This window comes from Gordonia aurantiaca (assembly GCF_039939235.1).
Taxonomy (GTDB): domain Bacteria; phylum Actinomycetota; class Actinomycetes; order Mycobacteriales; family Mycobacteriaceae; genus Gordonia.
Genome location: NZ_JBDUUF010000007.1, coordinates 165,384 through 183,335 on the forward strand (window position 1 = coordinate 165,384; position 17,952 = coordinate 183,335).

Annotated in this window: 9 protein-coding genes; 7 read left to right on the plus strand and 2 right to left on the minus strand. The window is 70.1% G+C overall.

Features of this window, described 5'->3' with window-relative positions; all coding sequences use genetic code 11:
- The first annotated feature begins 33 nt into the window (after nt 1-33).
- Nucleotides 34-1,236: a 4-hydroxybenzoate 3-monooxygenase gene (locus ABFT43_RS15015; protein ID WP_347961146.1), complete on the plus strand. Its 1,203-nt coding sequence runs from the start codon at nt 34-36 to the stop codon at nt 1,234-1,236.
- Between the two features lie 10 nt (nt 1,237-1,246).
- Here the strand turns inward: ABFT43_RS15015 and ABFT43_RS15020 are convergent, their stop codons facing one another.
- Nucleotides 1,247-2,044 (minus strand): arylamine N-acetyltransferase family protein, encoded by a 798-nt coding sequence (locus ABFT43_RS15020; RefSeq protein ID WP_347961147.1) that lies wholly within the window; start codon nt 2,042-2,044, stop codon nt 1,247-1,249.
- Between the two features lie 118 nt (nt 2,045-2,162).
- Here ABFT43_RS15020 and ABFT43_RS15025 point away from each other — a divergent pair, with 118 nt between their 5' ends.
- The 3 genes from ABFT43_RS15025 (at nt 2,163) to ABFT43_RS15035 (ending at nt 6,981) form a co-directional block, all read left to right on the plus strand.
- Nucleotides 2,163-3,002: a 2-amino-3,7-dideoxy-D-threo-hept-6-ulosonate synthase gene (locus ABFT43_RS15025; RefSeq protein WP_347961148.1), complete on the plus strand. Its 840-nt coding sequence runs from the start codon at nt 2,163-2,165 to the stop codon at nt 3,000-3,002.
- A gap of 39 nt (nt 3,003-3,041) precedes the next feature.
- The gene (locus ABFT43_RS15030; RefSeq protein WP_347961149.1) at nt 3,042-4,226 is read left to right on the plus strand and encodes a 3-dehydroquinate synthase II family protein; all 1,185 of its coding nucleotides are present in this window, start codon (nt 3,042-3,044) and stop codon (nt 4,224-4,226) included.
- A gap of 184 nt (nt 4,227-4,410) precedes the next feature.
- Entirely contained in the window at nt 4,411-6,981 is a 2,571-nt protein-coding gene (locus ABFT43_RS15035) for a non-ribosomal peptide synthetase (RefSeq protein ID WP_347961150.1), read from the plus strand.
- 44 nt (nt 6,982-7,025) lie between these two features.
- Here ABFT43_RS15035 and aroQ read toward each other — a convergent pair whose 3' ends face one another.
- The gene (aroQ, locus tag ABFT43_RS15040) at nt 7,026-7,493 is read right to left on the minus strand and encodes a type II 3-dehydroquinate dehydratase (RefSeq protein ID WP_347961151.1); all 468 of its coding nucleotides are present in this window, start codon (nt 7,491-7,493) and stop codon (nt 7,026-7,028) included.
- 91 nt (nt 7,494-7,584) lie between these two features.
- On the opposite strand from aroQ, the gene ABFT43_RS15045 reads away from it, so the two are divergent.
- From ABFT43_RS15045 to ABFT43_RS15055, 3 genes are all read left to right on the plus strand, one after another.
- Entirely contained in the window at nt 7,585-10,962 is a 3,378-nt protein-coding gene (locus tag ABFT43_RS15045) for an arabinosyltransferase domain-containing protein (protein ID WP_347961152.1), read from the plus strand.
- Nucleotides 10,963-11,213: 251 nt separating this feature from the next.
- Nucleotides 11,214-14,603 (plus strand): arabinosyltransferase domain-containing protein, encoded by a 3,390-nt coding sequence (locus ABFT43_RS15050; RefSeq protein WP_457590158.1) that lies wholly within the window; start codon nt 11,214-11,216, stop codon nt 14,601-14,603.
- Nucleotides 14,596-17,946 (plus strand): arabinosyltransferase domain-containing protein, encoded by a 3,351-nt coding sequence (locus tag ABFT43_RS15055; protein ID WP_347961154.1) that lies wholly within the window; start codon nt 14,596-14,598, stop codon nt 17,944-17,946. Before ABFT43_RS15050 ends, ABFT43_RS15055 begins: the two co-directional genes overlap by 8 nt.
- Nucleotides 17,947-17,952 lie beyond the last annotated feature (6 nt).

The following is a 17,952-nucleotide window of genomic DNA, read 5'->3' on the forward strand; positions in this document are numbered from 1 at the left end:
CTGGCCCAACCATCTGTTCCAGGGAGACGTCACATGACCCGAATCGTGATCGTCGGGGCCGGGCCCGCCGGGTTGACCTTGGCAAAGCTGTTGTCGCTACAGGGTATCGACACGATGCTGTTCGAACAACGCAGCCGCGAGTACATAGAACAGCGCACGCGCGCCGGTATTCTCGAGCAGCCCACCGTCGACCTGATGACCGAGGTCGGCCTGGGCGATCGGATCGCCGCGGAGGGGATCACGCACGACGGCTTCTACCTCACTTTCGACGGCGTCCGGCATCATCTGGACTTCCACTCCCTCGTCGGCGGCCACGCCACCGTATACCCGCAGCAGGAGCTGGTGAAAGACCTGGTCGCCGACCGCATCTCGTCGGGCGGTCACATCGAGTTCGAGGCGAACGTCACCGCGATCGACAACCGGCTCGACGGCGCCACGGTCACCGTGGAGCGTGACGGGACCGCGCACGAGATCGAGGCGGACTTCGTGGCGTGCTGCGACGGCTTCCACGGCGTCGGCCGCGCATCCATCCCGGCCGGCGCGCTCGACGAGATCACCCGCACGTACCCGGCCGCGTGGCTGGGCATCCTCGCCCGCACCGCGCCGATCACCGACGAGGGCATGTACTGCCCGCACCCCAACGGCATGTCGTTGCACAGCATGCGCGGCCCGCGGATCACCCGGCAGTATCTGCAGGTCCCGCCCGACACCGACCTCGACGACTGGTCCGACGAGCGGATCTGGGACGAACTCTCCATCCGCTGCGAGGGCGCCTGCGCGGACGGACTCGAGCGCGGCGAGATCTTCGACCGGTCGCTGGCGCCCCTGCGCAGCTACGTCAACCGGACGATGCACTACCGCCGGGTCTTCCTCCTGGGCGATTCCGCTCACATCGTCCCGCCGACCGGCGCCAAGGGACTCAATCTCGCGGTCTCCGACGCCGTCGTCCTCGCACACGCCCTGGCCGCGCACGTGCTCGGCGGCGAGGACCGCTGGCTGGAGACCTATTCGGACACGGCACTGCCGCGTGTCTGGCAGGCGGAGCTGTTCTCGGCGCGCCTGACCATGACCCTGCACCGGTTCTCCGACGATCCGATGGAATGGCACCTCAACCGGGCCACACTGCAGAGCTGGGTCGACAGCGAAGATCAGCGCCGGGCACTCGGCTCGGTGTACTTCGGCCTGCCGTTCCCGATCGGCTGGCAGTACGCCGGCGCGTCACCGGTGTCGGCCTGACGCAGCGGACTCAACCGAATACGCCGAGGGCCGGAACCTCCGGCACGTCGATCCCGAAACGCGACCGCAGCACGTCGCACACCTCGTCGTCGGCGACCGGGGTGCGTGTGGCGGCGCCGGTGTCGAGGTCGGTCTCGCCCAGGACGAAGCCGTTCGGCGCGCCGGGCGCCGCCGGCGACAACGACAGCGTGATGCGCTGCCGTGCCGTGGTGAGCGAGACGATGATCGACCGTGTGAAGCGGGCCGCCGGGTTCGTGCTGTGCCAGTGCGCCATCGGGGCGAACTCGTCGATGCTGCGGGTGACGGCCTCGGTGCGGTAGCGCCCGGTCGACGTCGTGACGTCGAGGGGTTCGGGTTCCCAGGACTCGCCGAGCGGCAGGATCACCGACGACCCGCCGAAACCCGCGTCGACCAACCACGCCATCGTCCCGTTCGAAGCGAGGACGGCCATGTGACCCAACGGGAGGCCCAGGCCCCCGTCGGGCCGGTACACCGCGGCGCCGAGCAGCCTGACGTCGAAGCCCAGGGCGGCGAGTCCCAGCGCGAGGATGCCGTTGACCTCGTAACAGATGCCGCCGCGCCGACGGCCGAGGATCTTGGCCACGACCGCCTCGGGGTCGATGTCGGTGCGCCGCCGGGCGTGGATGTCGAGGTTCTCGAACGGGACCGTGGCGACCTGCGCGGCCAGGACGGTCTCGAGCAGCGCGGAGTCCGACTCGCACGATTCCGCGATCTCCCCGGACACCCCGATCCGCTCCAGGTACCGCGGGCGCAGGTCCGCGAACGTCACAGACCCGTCGATTCGCATGAAAATAGAGGTTACCCTATGCTAACTAAAGCTTCCCTTCGCTAACCGTGTGTGCAAAGGGTCCAGTCGACGCCCGGATCCTCTGTGGCGCCGAACCGCCGGAGATGGAGAACTTCGCATGTCTGATGTGCGCGCCGCGCGTGGCCGCGACCACGGAGGCAAGAGAATCCGGTTGTCGCGCATATCGGACCCGCGCACCGGGCGCGGTCTGATCGTCGCCATGGACCACTCGGTGACCCTGGGCCCGCTGGGCTCGGTCCAGCGCATGCGGAACGTCATGCAGGCCGTCGCCGACGGCGGCGCCGACGCCCTCGTCCTGCATCGCGGCCGCGTCCGCACCGTCCCCGAGGACGCATTCGCGCGGGTGGGTCTGATCGTCCACCTCTCCGCGGGCACCAGTCGCAGCATGGACAGCGACGCAAAGGTCCTCGTCGGCGGGGTCGAGGACGCCCTGCGCGTCGGCGCCGACGCGGTGAGTATCCACGTCAACATCGGGTCGCCCACGGAAAGCCGCCAACTCGAGGACTTCTGGGCCGTCTCCCGCGAATGCGACACCCTCGGCGTCCCCCTGCTGGCCATGGTCTACTCGCGCGGCCCGCATCGCCCGGCCGGCCCCGTCACCGCCGACGAGGTCGCACACATGGCCGCCATCGCGACCGACCTCGGGGCCGACGTCGTCAAGGTCGACTACTGCGGCAACCCGGACGAGATGAGGACCGTGGTCGACAGCTGCCCGCTCCCCCTCTACGTGGCCGGCGGCTCGCAGGCGTCGTCCGACTCCGACGCGGTCGCCCTGGGCGCCGAGATCATGTCCGCCGGGGTCTCCGGACTCGCGTTCGGGCGCAACGTCTTCGGCGCGACCGACCCGTACGGGGTGACCAAGCGCCTCTCCCGGATCGTGCACGGCGACCCGTCCCCGATGGCGGTCGACCGCGCCGGCACCCTCGAATCCGCCTGACCCCCGAGACTTTCGACATCAGATAAGCAGAAGGTATCCATGGACAACGCAATCGTCACCGACCACATCGTCCCGGCGCAGGGCGCCGGCACCGACGGCCGCCGCACGCCCCAGAGCCGCGCGGGCCACTTCGCCTGGGTCGACATCCGCACCGTCTCCGACACCCAACGCGAGGCCGTGGTCGACGCCGCCATCCACCAGGGCGTCGACGCCATCATCAGCGACGACGTCGACCAACTCGTCGCCCTTCCGCCGACGATCCGTCGCGTCCTCGCCCTGCGCGGCGAGCTCCCCGAGGACGCCGACCTCACCGCGGTGGATCTGGTCATCGCCCCCGATCGCGACGTTCTGGCCACCCTGCCGACCGACGTCGAGCCCGAGCGCGGCATCCACGTCACCGTCTCCGACGCCCCCACCCTGCAGACCGCCTGCGAGGTCGTCCGCGAGGTCGGTTGGACGACCCTGACCTTCACCGACCCGACCAAGATCCCGCTCGAGATCGTGATCGCGGCAGCCGAGAACACCGGCAACCGCATCGTCACCACCGTCGAGGACATCGAGGACGCCGAGATCGTGAAGCTCGTCCTCGAGCACGGCTCCGACGGCCTGCTGCTGGCCCCCCGCAACGCCGACGACGTGCTCAAGCTCGCCGAGATCGTCCGCCCGCAGGCCGATCGCATGGAGCTGACCGAGGTCGTGGTGAGCAAGGTCGAGCACATCGGCATGGGCGACCGCGCCTGCATCGACACCTGCTCGCTGCTGGAGAAGGACGAGGGCTGCCTGATCGGCTCGTTCTCGACCGGAATGTTCTTGTCCTGCAGCGAGACCCACCCGCTTCCGTACATGCCGACCCGTCCGTTCCGCTGGAACGCCGGCGCCGTGCACAGCTACGTCCTCGGGCCGGAGAACCGCACCCGCTACGTCAGCGAACTGCAGGCCGGGATGCCCGTCCTCGCCGTGCGCACCGACGGATCGGTGCGCGAGGTCCGCATCGGCCGGGTCAAGATCGAGAAGCGGCCGCTGATCTCCATCAACGCCGTCGCCCCGAACGGCCGGACGATGAACCTGATCGCCCAGGACGACTGGCATGTGCGCCTGCTCGGCCCCGGCGGCAGTGTCAACAACGTCACCGAGCTACAGCCCGGCGACAAGCTGCTCGCGTACGTGCCCAGCGAGGCCCGCCACGTCGGGCTGCCGATCACCGAGTTCTGCGACGAGCGCTGAGATCGACCGTCTGCGATGGCAACCGATCCCGATCGGACCCCCGGCAGCAAATCGCACTCCTGCATCGGCGCGGTCGACGGGGTGGCCCCGTCGGGGTGGCCGTCGCGGCCCGCATCACCGCCGAACCGCTGATCCCGCAACGCGGATTCCCTGCCCCGACGGGGCCGTACGAAAGCGCCAGGACATGACCGAGACGCCCACACGCGAGATCCCCGCCGACGAGACGCCGGGTTCGATGTCGGCACGCTGGCGGACGGTCGCGGCCGCACGCGGTGACGCGATCGCCCTGCGCACCCCCGAGGAGGACATCTCCTATGCCGACGCGGCGGTCCGCGTCGAGGAGCGCGCCCGTCGGATCGCCGCCATGACAGCCCCCGGACAGCCGGTGGCGGTCGAGGTCGAGTCCGACATCGACTCGGTGATCACCATGCTCGCCGTCTGGTGCTCGGGCCGTCCGCTGGTGGTGTTGGACCCATTGCTGCCCGCCGAGCGCCGCACCGCCCTGCTCGGGCGGTCCGGGGCGAAGTGCTACACCGCCGACGAGGAACACCGGGTGACACCGGTCGCCGAGCTCCCCGAGCCCGCACCGACCGACCCCGCGATCCTGCTCTTCACCTCCGGGTCGACGGGCGTGCCCAAGGGCGTGGTCCTCCCCCACGACCTGTTCACCAACAACACCCGCGACGGTCGCCGCTTCATGGGGTTCGGCCCCGACGACCGGGTCGCCGTCCTGCTGCCGCTCACGTTCGGCGGCGGCATGGACACGCTGACGATGAGCCTGTTCAACGGCGCGACCCTGCTGCTGTGGGACGTGCGGCGCCGCACCACCGCGGACCTGCGCGAATGGCTCGACACACAGGGCGTCACCACCGCTCACTGCACCCCGTCCCTGCTGCGCGCGTGGCTGACCGACCTCGGGCCGGACGATGCCATCGACACGCTGCGCCTGCTGTCGGCGTGTGGCGAGCCGTCGCACCGGGACGACATCCGGCGCATGCGCGAGACCATCGGGCCGCGGGCGACGTTCTGCTGCTGGGCCGGCGCCTCCGAGATCGGCAACCTCGCGTTCAACCTGTTCCCGCCCGACGTGGAGATCCCCGAGGGCGCGATCCCGGTCGGCACGCCGGCGAAGACGGTGCGGATCGTCGACGAGAACGGTGCCGACGTCCCGGCCGGGAGCACCGGCGAGGTCGTCGTCGAATCCGCCTATGTGGCAACCGGATATCACGAGAATCCGGAGATGACCGCGGCCCGCTTCGAGACCCTTCCCGACGGACGACGACGCTATCGCAGCGGCGATCTCGGCCGATTCGACGACAACGGTCGGCTCACCCTCATCGGGCGTGGCGACGACGCGGTCAAGATCCGCGGTTATCTCGTCGAACCGCTCGAGGTCGAGTCGGCGATCCGGTCGCTGCCGTGGACCACCGACGCGGCCGTCACGGCCAATCGTGAGGAGTCGCGGCTCACCGCACACGTCGCGGTGGACCCGAACAAATGGCAGCCGTCTCCCGCCGAGATCCGACAGGAGCTGGCAAAGACCTTGGCGCCGTGGATGATCCCCCGCGACATCGTCGTGGTGGCGAGCATCCCGCGCAACGAGCGCGGCAAGGTCGACCGTGCCGCGCTGCCGCCGACGCCGCCGCGGCCCGAACCGGAACCGCCGCGCGGGTTCACCGAGATGGCGCTCCACCACTACTGGTGCGAGATCCTCGGGCTCGAGCCACAGGCCGTGGGCCGCCACGACGACTTCGTCGAGCTCGGCGGCGACTCGCTGGCCGCGTCGAAGATGATCACCGAGGTCCGCCATCACCTGCAGCTGGACCTGACCACCGCGATGCTGGCCGAAGCGCCCACCATCGCCGAGTTCGCCCAACGAATCGAGGCCGCCGCCAAGGAGCGGTCGAAGAACGCCACGGGCGCCACACTCATCCGGTTGCGGAAGGGCACCGGGACCCCGATCTTCCTGATCTGCGGGGCGGGCAGCCTCGCGAGCAGCCTCACCCAGGTGGTGCGCAGCCTCTCGACCGGGCGCCCGGTGTACGTCATCCAGTCCCGGGGCATCGAGAAGCGCGCTCTCGCAGACCATTCCATCCGCGCGATGGCGCGCCGGGCGATCTCCGACATCCGCTCGGTGCAACCACACGGGCCGTATCAGCTCGCCGGTTACTCGCTCGGCGGGTTCGTCGCGGTCGAGGTGGCGGCGCGCCTGTCCCGCGCGGGCGAGACCTGTGACACCGTCGCGGTGCTCGACTCTTCGATCGATCCGGTTCTGGCGCAACGCCTCTCGGGCAACGGACCGGGACCTGTCGAACGGGTCCGGTCCGCGCTGAAGAGCCTGACCGCCCCCGGTGGCATGCTGCCCGACCGCACCGGCTCCGACGAGGAGAAGCCCACGGGCCCGCCGCTGCAGAACGCGGTGCAGGAACTCGCGATCAACGCCCTGATGCTGACCGCGGGCCTCGTGTCGCTGCCGACACCGGTGCAATGGCTGGTCTTCTTCCGTCTCGGCACCCGGATGATCCGGCGGCACCGGCCGACCCCGTACTCGGGCCCGATCACGGTCCTGCGGACCCGCTCCAACCCCGACGACCCGGCGATGTGGCGGTACTTCACCACGGGGAAGATCGAGATCGTCGAGATCGAGGGCGAACACATCTCGATGATCCGGCCGCCGTTCGCGGCGACGACGGCCAAGGCGCTCGACCGCGTCATCGAGCGGGAATCAGCGAGCCCGAGCCGACGCATGGGCTGAGCCGACGAACTCCGACGAACGCCGGGCCTGCCGACGATGCCGGATCATCCGACGAGCTCGGCGAGCCGCCGGATGGCGAACTCGTAGCCCCGGATGCCGCAACCGGCGATGACGCCCTCGGCGATCGGCGACACGTAGGAGTGGTGCCGGAACGCCTCGCGCCTGTGCACATTGCTGATGTGCACCTCGAGGATCGGCACACCGGGCACGACCAGGGCATCGGCGAGGGCGACCGAGGTGTGCGTCCACCCCGCCGGGTTGATGACGATGCCGCTGACCTTGCCGACGGACTCGTGGATCCAGTCGATCATCTGGCCCTCGTGGTTGGTCTGCGCGGCGCGCAAGCCGAAGCCGAGTTCGGCGGCGGTGCGCTCGGCGAGCTCCACGACGTCGGCGAGCGTGTCCGAGCCGTAGATCTCCGGCTCCCGGGTGCCCAGCGTGTTCAGGTTGGGGCCGTTGAGGAGCAGGATCGGCAGGCGTTGCGCGGTCGGATCGGACGTGGCGTCGGACATGGACGACACCTTAGTCGCCGCGACCTGCGCATGGAGTGGGCGCAACGCCGCCGGGCGGGGCGACACCACCCAACGGCTACCATCTCTCTTTGTGCCAGCGCAGACCGTTCGACGAGCGAGGATCGTCGCCATAGTCACCGGCATGCTGGGCTTCCTGCTCGCGCTGGCCACCCCGCTGATGCCGGTGGAGCAGAAGACCGCCGAGATCTCCTGGCCCCAGAACGGGCAGATCGGCTCCGTCACGGCCCCGCTCATCGGGTACACCCCGGTCGATCTCGACGTGACGATCCCGTGCACCGCCGTCGACGATCTTCCGCCGGGGGGATCGGTCCTGTTCTCCACCACCCCCAAGCAGGCCGAGAAGTCCGCGGAACGCGGGCTGTTCGTCCGCACGACCGGCGCCGCCGACGCCCCCGCCGAACGCCGCGGCGTCGAGGTGGTGATCCGCAACGTCCCGCTGGTGTCGGCCAGCGTCGCCGACATGCGCGACCAGAACTGCCGCGAGATCGTCGTGCATGCCGACTCCGATACCGTCACAGCCGAATTCACCGGGATGACCGACGATTCCGGTGAACCGCTCTCGGGTTCGACGGAGGACAAAGAGGCGTTCAAGTACTGGCCGGACCAGCGCCCCCAGGTCACCGGCATCTTCACCGACCTCACCGGGCCGTCCGCCGACCTCACCGGGCTCGACGCGCACATCACCGTCGACTCCCGCTACAACACCGCGCCGACCATTGCCAAGTGGCTGGTCATCGTCGTCGGCATCGCCTGCACCCTGCTGTCGCTGGCCGCACTCGCAGTCCTCGACTCCACCGACGGCCGCAAGCACCGCCGGTTCTTCCCCGCCCGCTGGTGGCGCCTCAACGCCCGCGACCACGTGGTGATCGGCGCGCTGATCCTGTGGCATTTCATCGGACCCAACACCTCCGACGACGGCTACCTGCTGACGATGTCGCGGGTCGCGCAGGACACCGACTACACCGCGAACTACTTCCGCTGGTACGGCGCGCCGGAGGCCCCGTTCGGCTGGTACTACCAGGTCTTCGGTCTGCTCAGCCACGTGTCGGTGGCCAGCCCATGGATGCGCCTGCCCGCCCTCGCGTGCGGAATCCTGGTGTGGCTCATCGTGAGTCACGAGGTGATCCCGCGGCTGGGCCGCGCCGCGATCACCCGCCCCATGGTCGCCTGGACGGCCGCGTTCATCTTCCTGGCGTGCTGGTTCCCGTTCAACAACGGTCTCCGTCCCGAGCCGATCATCTGTCTCGGCGCGCTGCTGACCTGGTGCTCGGTGGAGCGTGCGATCGCCACCGGCCGACTGCTGCCCGCGGCGGTGGCCTGCACGGTCGGCGCGTTCAGCCTGGCCGCCGGTCCGACCGGGCTGCTGGCCGTCGCCGCGCTGATCGCCGGGGCACGTCCGATGATCATGGCCCTCATCAAGCGGGCCCGGGTGGTCACCGACGAGGCGGTGCCGGCGGACAGGCGTTCCAAGCGCTCCCTGCGGTGGTCGTTCGTCGCGCTTATCGCACCGATCCTGGCGGCCGGCGTGTTCGTGGTCTTCGTGGTGTTCTCGAATCTGACGCTGCGTTCGTTCTCCGAGGCGTCGAGCATGAAGACCGCGCTGGGGCCGTCGCTGAACTGGTACAACGAGATGGGCCGCTACTCGGCGCTGTTCGCGTTCTCCGCCGACGGCGACATCGCCCGGCGCTTCGCGGTGCTCGCCATGATCCTCGGCCTCGTCGTGTCCGCGGCGGTCCTGATCCGCAAGAACCGCATCCCCGGCACCGCGATCGGACCCACCCGGCGCATCGTCGCGATCACCTTCGCGTCGCTGGTGTTCCTCATGTTCACGCCCACCAAGTGGACGCACCACTTCGGCGTGTTCGCCGGGATCGCGGCGGCCCTGGCCGCCATCGCTGCGATCGCGGCCGGCCAGCAATCGATGCACTCGCGCCGCAACCGCACCCTGTTCTGCGCGCTGGTGCTGTTCGTCGGCGGCCTCGCCTTCACCGCCCCGAACTCGTATTACTACTACTCCGCGTGGGGCATGCCCTGGGCGTATGAGCAGGTCAAGGTCGGCGGCATCATGCTGGGCAGCGTCTTCCTGTATGCGGCGCTCGCCCTGCTCCTGCTGGCGCTGTGGTTCCACTTCCGTGAACCGTTCACCGGAGCCGATCCGCACTCGCCGGACGGCGGCCCGACCCAACCCGCCGACCTCTCCGGCCGCCCCTGGTACCGCCGGGTGCTCGCTTCGGTGGCGGCCGCACCGCTGGCGTATCTGGCGTTGGCGATCGTCGTCTTCGAGATCATCACCGCGGTGTTCGCCGGCATCCACCAGTCGAAGTCGTTCTCGGTGCCACGGTCGAACCTCGCCGCGCTCGCCGGCAAGCAGTGCGGCATGGCCGACAAGGTATGGGTCGAGGAGGACCCCAACCGAGACATGCTGCGCCCGGTGGACCCGTCGCTGGCCAACCCGCTCGGCGGGCCCGCACCCGAGCCCGGCACCTCCCCGAAGACCGCAGGCTTCTCCCCGAACGGCGTCCCGCTCGACCTGTCGTCCACGGCCAGCGAGGGTTCCCTGGGAGTCCTGTCCGGCAACGTCTGGGCCGACCCCAGTCTGCTCAACTCCAATCCCGGCGGCACGGGTGGCGGCGAGATCGCCGAACCCGGCGTCAACGGCAGCACCGCGGCGTTGCCGTTCTTCCTCGACCCGAAGACCACCCCGGTGATGGGCAGCTACTCCAAGCTCGAGCAGGTCCCGGCGCGCCTCACCTCCGGCTGGTACGCGCTCCCGAAGGACTGGCGTGACCGTCCCCTGCTCACGATGTCGGTGGCCGGCGAGTACGACAACCCGAACGTGATGCTCGAGTACACCTCGCAGCCCATCGGCCCGGGCACCGCGGATGGCGACCTCGAACCCGACGGCGAGACCGAACTCATCGATCCCGGTCCGCGCCCGGCCTGGCGAAACCTGCGCTACAACACCAGCGAACTGCCCGCCGACACCACCGCGGTGCGGATCGTCGCGACCGACGACAACCTCAACGAGGACCGGTTCATCGTGCTCACCCCACCGCGGGTGCCGAGGATGAAGACCCTGCAAGAGGTCGTCGGCAGCAGTGATCCGGTGCACGTCGACTGGACGTCGGGCCTGGCGTTCCCGTGCCAGCGACCGTTCCTCCACGACGTGGGCATCGCCGAGATCCCCGAGTGGCGCATCAAGCCGGGCTCGGATCTGGCCGCCGCGGTGTCGGCGTGGCAGAACCGGTTCGGCGGCGGCCCCCTCGGCTGGCTCGAGGTGTCGCAGCAGGCAACCGCGCTGCCGACCTATCTGATGGCCGACATCGGCCGGGACTGGGGCGCGCTGGAGCGGTACGAACCGTACGGCGGGGTCGAGGAGCAGGCCGAGATCGAGACGGGCACGGAGACCCGCAGCGGACTGTGGAGCCCGGCGCCGATCCGGCACTGAGTCATGGCAGCACCGAATCCTGGCTGAGTCATGGCAGCACCGGGTCGATCACGGCACCGGGCTGATCACGGCACCGGGCTGATGGCGGCACCGAGCTGATCGAGGTTTCGGGCCGATCGAGGTTTCGGGCCGATCGAGGTTTCGGGCCGATCGAGGTTTCGGGCCGATCGAGGTTTCGGGCCGAGTACGGGATCGGGCTGGTCAGGGTGGGCGCTAGGTGGGCCGGTGCCCGTCGCATACGATCAAACACCGTGCCTGTGACAGCTCCGACGCCCGCAGAAGATCCCGCCGGCCCCTCGGCAGATCCGTCTGGGGCAGCGAGCTCCGGGACGTCGAACCCCCGCGTCTCCGCACGTACGGCGGCCCTCGTGGCAGCCGCCTCCGGCGTCCTCGGGCTCGTCCTGTGCGCGATCACCCCGCTGCTGCCGGTGAAGACCGTCGACGCCGATGTCACCTGGCCCGCCGGGCAGGAGCTCGGCGCCGAGACGTCGTCGGTGATGGCGCCGCTCATCGCGCAGACTCCTCAGACCCTCGACGCCCGGATCCCGTGCGCGACGCTCGCCGAGGCGCCCAACGGCGTGGTGCTGTCGACGATGCCGGTCAACGCACCGAAGTCGAAGGGGTCGGCGCTGTGGGTGACCAGGTCCGACGCCGCGGTGACCGTCACCTTCCGCAACACCGTCGCCGCGACCGCCGCGACCGGAGACCTCGACCGGTGCCGTGAGCTGCACATCTTCTCCGCACCGACCGGGCCGGGCGCGCAGTTCGTGGGCCTCGGCGAGGCGACCGTCCTCCCGCCGGCGAAGCGTCCCGAGACCATGGGGGTGTTCAGCTCGCTCACCCCCGAGCAGGCCCGCACCGCCGCCGACCGGGGACTCGAGGTCTCGATCCGCATCGACAACCGCTACGAGACGTCACCCACGGCCCTCAAGCTGGCCGTGATGATCCTGGCCGCGATCGCCGTGGTCGTCTCCGTGATCGCCCTCGCGTTCCTCGACCGCATCCAGGGCCATCACCGTCGCATCGGCGCGCGGACCCGACGCTGGTGGCAGGCGTTCCGGCCGCGCGCCGCCGATCTCGTGGTGACCGCGATCCTCGTCGTCTGGCTGTTCCTCGGCGCCGGGTCTCCCGACGACGGATACATCCTGAACATGGGCCGTACCGCCGACGGCTTCGGCTACCTGGCGAACTACTACCGCTTCCACGGCATCCCGGAGGCACCCTTCGACTGGTACTACGGCTTCCTGTCGGTGTGGTCGTCGGTCTCGCCGTCGATCCTGTGGATGCACATCCCGGCGATGGTCGCCGGTCTGGTGTCGTGGTTCGTGCTCAGCCGTGTGCTGCTGCCCCGACTCGGGCCGGCGGTACGCCGCAGCGGATGGGCGATGTGGGCCGCGGCGTTGACGTTCACCGCGTTCTGGCTCCCGTTCTGCAGCGGCCTGCGTAGCGAGGGCATCATCGTGCTCGGTTCGCTGCTCACCTGGTGGGCGGCCGAATACGCCATCGCGACACGACGCCTCCTGCCCGCTGCCCTCGCCGCGGCGACCGCCGCGTTCACGCTGGCCGTCGCCCCGCACGGAGTGGTCGGCGTGGCGATCCTGCTGGTCGCCGCCCGCGCGCTGCTGCACATCCTGCTCGACCGCCGCACCGCGCTCGGCGGCGCGAAATGGGCTGCGACCGTCGCACTCCTGGCGCCGATCGCGGCCGCCGGGGCGTCGGTGTTGCTCGTCGTCTTCCGCGACCAGACCCTCGCGACGGTGTACGAGGCGGTCAAGCTGCGCTACACCGTGGGCCCGGTCATCCACTGGTACCAGGAGTTCCTGCGCTACTACTTCATCTCGGTGGTCACCGACGACGGCTCGCTGACCCGTCGCGTGCCGCTCCTGCTGCTGCTCGCCGGACTGTTCGTGGTCGTGGCGGTCATGTTGCGCCGCACCAGGATTCGGGGCGTCGACCCCGGCCCCGTCTGGCGTCTGGTCGGCGCGGTCGGCGTCACGCTGCTGCTGTTCGCGTTCACGCCCACCAAGTGGACCATCCAGTTCGGCGTGCTCGGCGGTCTCGCCGCGGCCATCGCCGCGGCCGCGACCGTCGCGGTCGCCCAGTCGGCCGCCCGCTCCGCCCGCAACCTCACCGTCTTCGTCTCCGGCCTGCTCTTCGCGATGGCCGCGGCGATGGCGGGCTACAACTCATGGTCGTTCGCCTACGAATACAACATCTCCTGGTTCGACCGCGCCCCGGTCATCGCCGGCTACCAGGCGTCGACGCTCTTCCTGATCCTCGCCGTGCTGGCCGCGGCGATCGCGGTGTGGCAGCACCTCCGCCAGGACTATGTCACCAATCGTGGCCTGGCCCACGGCCGTTCCGCCGAGGAGGCGACCCGTGGCGACAAGGTGCGGCTGTTCCTGGCGTCGTCGCCGATCGCGGTCATCGCCGGCCTGCTCGTCGTCGTGGAGATGCTGCTGTTCGTGAAGGCCGCCGTCACCCGGTACCCCGCGCCGACCGTGCTCACCGAGAATCTGAACACCCTGCGCGGCAACCCCTGCGGCCTCGCCGACGAGGTGCTCGTCGAACTCGATCCGAACGTCGGCGTGCTGACGCCCGCGAACGGGGAGTCGGCGAGCCGGGCCCTCGCCGGCGAGGACCCGGTCGGCTTCTCCCCCAACGGCATCCCCGACGACCTGCAACCCGAACCGGGCAGTCAGCGTCCCGGGCAGATGAACGTCTCCGCGTCGATGGCGCGTCCGTTCGCCATCACCGGCGGACTGGGCGCGGGCACCACCGGCGGCCGCGGACCGGAGACGGTCAACGGTTCGACCGCCAAGCTCCCGTTCGGCCTCGACCCCGCGACGACTCCCGTCCTCGGCAGCTACGGCTACAACGGCGAGGCACGCCTGACCACCGGCTGGTACGAGCTGCCCGCCGATCGGTCCGCGTCCCCACTGCTGGTCTTCTCGACCGCCGGCGCGGTCTCCACGATCGACGTCTTCGGGGTCCGCAACTTCGGGCAGAAGATGGTGGTCCAGTTCGGTAGGCCCGGCCCGGACGGCTCGTTCGAGCAGGTCGGCCCCGACGTGCTGCCGATCGATCCCGGCCCGGTGATCCTCAACCGGCCGTGGCGCAACATGCGGGTGCCGATGTCGGCGGCGCCGCCGGCCGCGACCGTGATGCGACTCGTGTTGCAGGACAACAACCTCGGTGACAAGCAGTTCATCGCGATCACCCCGCCGCGCGCGCCCAGGCTGCAGACGTTGCAGGAGGTGGTCGGCACGACCGCCCCGACGCTGATCGACTTCGGTGTGGCCGCACACTTCCCGTGCCAGAAGCCGATGGGCGTCAGCCACGGCGTCGCGCAGGTGCCACAGTGGCGCATCCTCGGTGACTACCCGCTGACCAACAGCCAGTCCAAGACCTGGCAGGCGGGCGTCGACGGCGGCCTGCTCGGCATCTCGGAGGCGACGACGTCGGCGCGCGCCGTGTCGACCTATCTGAAGGACGACTGGGTCCGCGAGTGGGGCGCGCTGGAGAAGTTGACCCCGCTGGTGCCCGACGCACCCAACGCACACATCGACACCTCATCTACGACGGAATGGGGCTGGTCACGCGCCGGCTCGATCAGGGTGGAGCCCGAATCCGATGACTGACACCGACCCCACGAGCACCACGCCGAGCACGGACGCCGCGCCGTCCGGCCCGGGGCGGCCCGGAGAGCAGAGCGGCGGCTCCCACCGCACCGCGAAGATCGTCGCCGTCGTCGCCGGTCTGCTGGGCTTCCTGCTGGCCGTGGTGACGCCGATCCTGCCGGTGAGCCAGACGACCGCCGAACTGTCCTGGCCGCAGGGCGAGTCGGTGTCGGACGTGGCGGCGCCGCTGGTCGCGTTCGTGCCCGTCGACATGGACATGTCGGTGCCGTGCGCGCTGGCGTCGCGCCTGCCCGCGCAGGGCGGCGTGTTGCTGTCGACGATCCCCGAGGGCGGCCAGGACGCCTCGGCGCGCGGCCTGTTCGTGCGCGCGACGTCCGATGCGCTGACGATGATCGACCGCAACGTGGTGCTGCTCAACGTCGATCGTGCCGCAGCGCAGTCGAATCCCAACTGCCGCATCACCTTCCACGCCGACGGTGACGGCGTCAGCGGTAGCATCGACGGGATGCCGGCGCCCGACGAGCGAACCGGCGGCCTCTACTCGTTCGACCTGCCCGACCACGAGATGCGTCCGCAGATCGTCGGCATCTACAGCGATCTGCCCGCCGACGTCTCGCGTGACGGCCTGTCGCTGCACGCGACCATCGACACCCGCTATGTCTCCTCACCCACGCCGCTGAAGCTCACGGTGATCGCGCTCGGCATCGCGATGACGATCCTGTCGCTGATCGCGCTCGGCGTCCTCGACCACCGGGACGGCCGCCGCCACAAGCGGTTCCTGCCCGCGGGCTGGTGGACGATCCGCCCGCCGGACGTCGCGGTTGCGCTCATCCTCGCGTTCTGGTGGTTCGCCGGCGCCAACACCTCCGACGACGGGTACAACTTCACCGTCGGCCGCATCACCGGGGATGCCGGCTACGCCGACAACTACTTCCGCTACTTCGGTGTGCCGCAGGATCCGTTCGGCTGGCACTTCCAGGTGATCTCGTGGATGTCGCAGGTCAGCGTCGCAGCCCCGTGGATGCGCCTGCCCGCGTTCCTGCTGGGCCTGCTCGGCTGGCGGCTGATCAGCCGCGAGGTGATCCCGCGCCTGGGCCGCACGGTCCGCAACAGCACCCCGGCGGTGTGGTCGGCGGCGTTCGTGTTCCTGGCCATCTGGCTTCCGTTCAACAACGGCCTGCGCCCCGAGCCGGCCGAGGCCGTGGGCGCGCTGCTCACCTGGTGCTCCGTGGAGCGTTCGATCGCGACGCGTCGCCTGCTGCCGTACGCGGTGGCGGTGGTGACCGCCGCGTTCACCCTGGCACTCGCCCCGGGCGGCCTGATGGCGGTGGCGGCGCTGCTCGCCGGCATCCGCCCGATCGTGAAGACGGTGGTGTCGCGCCGGTCCCGCGACGGCCTGCTGCCGATGCTGGCGCCGATCCTCGCCGCGGGCACCGCGGTGCTCTACCAGATCTTCTTCGACCAGCCGCTCGCCCCGCTCATCGCGGGCAACAAGGTGGCCTCCGACGTCGGTCCGACGCTGGAGTGGTGGCAGGAGCCGATCCGGTACTACTACCTGATCCTGCCGACCGCCGACGGCACGCTGTCGCGCCGCTTCGGCGTGCTGGCGATGATCCTGTGCCTGGTCGTCGTGCTGCTCCGGTTGCTTCGACGCGAACATCCGAACGGGGTGGCGCGCGCTCCGATCTGGCGCTTGATCGCGGTCACCTTCGGCACCATGTTCTTCATCGCGTTCACCCCGACGAAGTGGACCCATCACTTCGGTGTGTACGCCGGCATCGCCGCGGGTCTCGCGGCCGCGGCCGGTGCGATGATGGCACCCGCGGTCCTGCGCTCGCGGCGCAACCGAACGTTCTTCGCGGCCGCCGTGCTGGCGATCACCGGCATCTCGTTCGCCGGCACCAACGGCTGGTGGTTCGTCGGCAGCTTCGGCGTGCCGTGGTGGGACCGTCCGCCGACGCTGGCCGGCGTCGAGATCGCGTGGCTGATCCTGGCCGCGGCCGTCGCCACCGCCCTGGCCGGGCTGTTCTTCCACTTCCGCGACGACTTCGTCGACGAGCAGACCCGCACCCGTGGCGGGGACCGTTGGTACTCGAAGCTGAAGTTCTCACCGCTGCCGGTGATCTCGGGCCTGATGGTGCTGTTCATGGTGGCGTCGTTCGCGAAGGGCGCCTATGAGCAGCGGGACTCGTGGTCGTGGGCGAAGTCGAATGCCCGTGCACTGACCGGCAATTCGTGTGGCCTGGCCAACGACGTGCTCGTCGAGGCGGACCCGAATGCCGGCCTGCTCGAACCGGCGGCCGTCGACGGGCGGCCCGCCCCGGCGATCGCGGCGGCGCTGGCCGGCCCGGACGCCGTGGGCTTCACCCCGAACGGGGTGCCGAACAAGCTGTCGGTGGACGCGACCGTGGAGGACGACTCGACCACCTCCAGCGCGCAGAACACCGCCCAGTCCGGCGCCGGTGCGGACGAGTCGGCCGACTCGTCGTCGGCGCAGGGCGGCACCGAGGGCGGTCGCGGCGTGCGCGGCATCAACGGCTCCACGGTGCGTCTGCCGTTCGGCCTGAACCCCGCCGTCACACCGGTTCTCGGAAGCTACGGCTCACCATCGGGCACCGCGTCGCTGACCACCGACTGGTACCGGTTGCCGCCGCGTTCCGACGACGCCCCGCTGCTGACGATCGCGGTCGCCGGACAGGTCGAGGCCGTCGACGGGATCGGCGTCGTGCACCCGGGACAAAAGGTGATCGCGCAGTTCGGCCGCACCGGACCGGACGGACGCGTCGCGCCCGTCGGCACGATGTTCCCGATCGACATCGGCGAGGCACCGACCTGGCGCAACCTGCGCTTCCCGCTCGCCGACGCCCCGGAGGCCGACGTGGTGCGCATACAGGTCGCCGACTCCTCGGCGGCGGAGTGGGTGGCGATCACCCCGCCGCGCGTCAGCAGGCTCGAGACGCTCGAGGAGGTGGTGGGCCGGACCGATCCGGTGTTCATCGACTGGCTGCCCGGCTTCGTGTTCCCGTGCCAGCAACCCATGAAGGTCCGCAACGGCGTCCTCGAGGTGCCGAAGTGGCGCATCATGCCCGACGCGGAGGCGACCCGGAAGAACAGCCAGACCTGGATGTCGGGCACCGCGGGCGGTCCGCTCGGCATCACCGAGGCGATGCTGCGTCCGACGCTGCTGCCGACGTACCTGCGAAACAACTGGGGACGCGACTGGGGCGGCCTGCAGAGGTTCACCGAGATCATCCCGGCACCGCCGGCGCACATCGACCTCGGCGAGACCGAGCGTTCGGGCCTCTACGACCCGGCGCCGATGCGTTCGAGCGGTTACGCGTAGGACCGA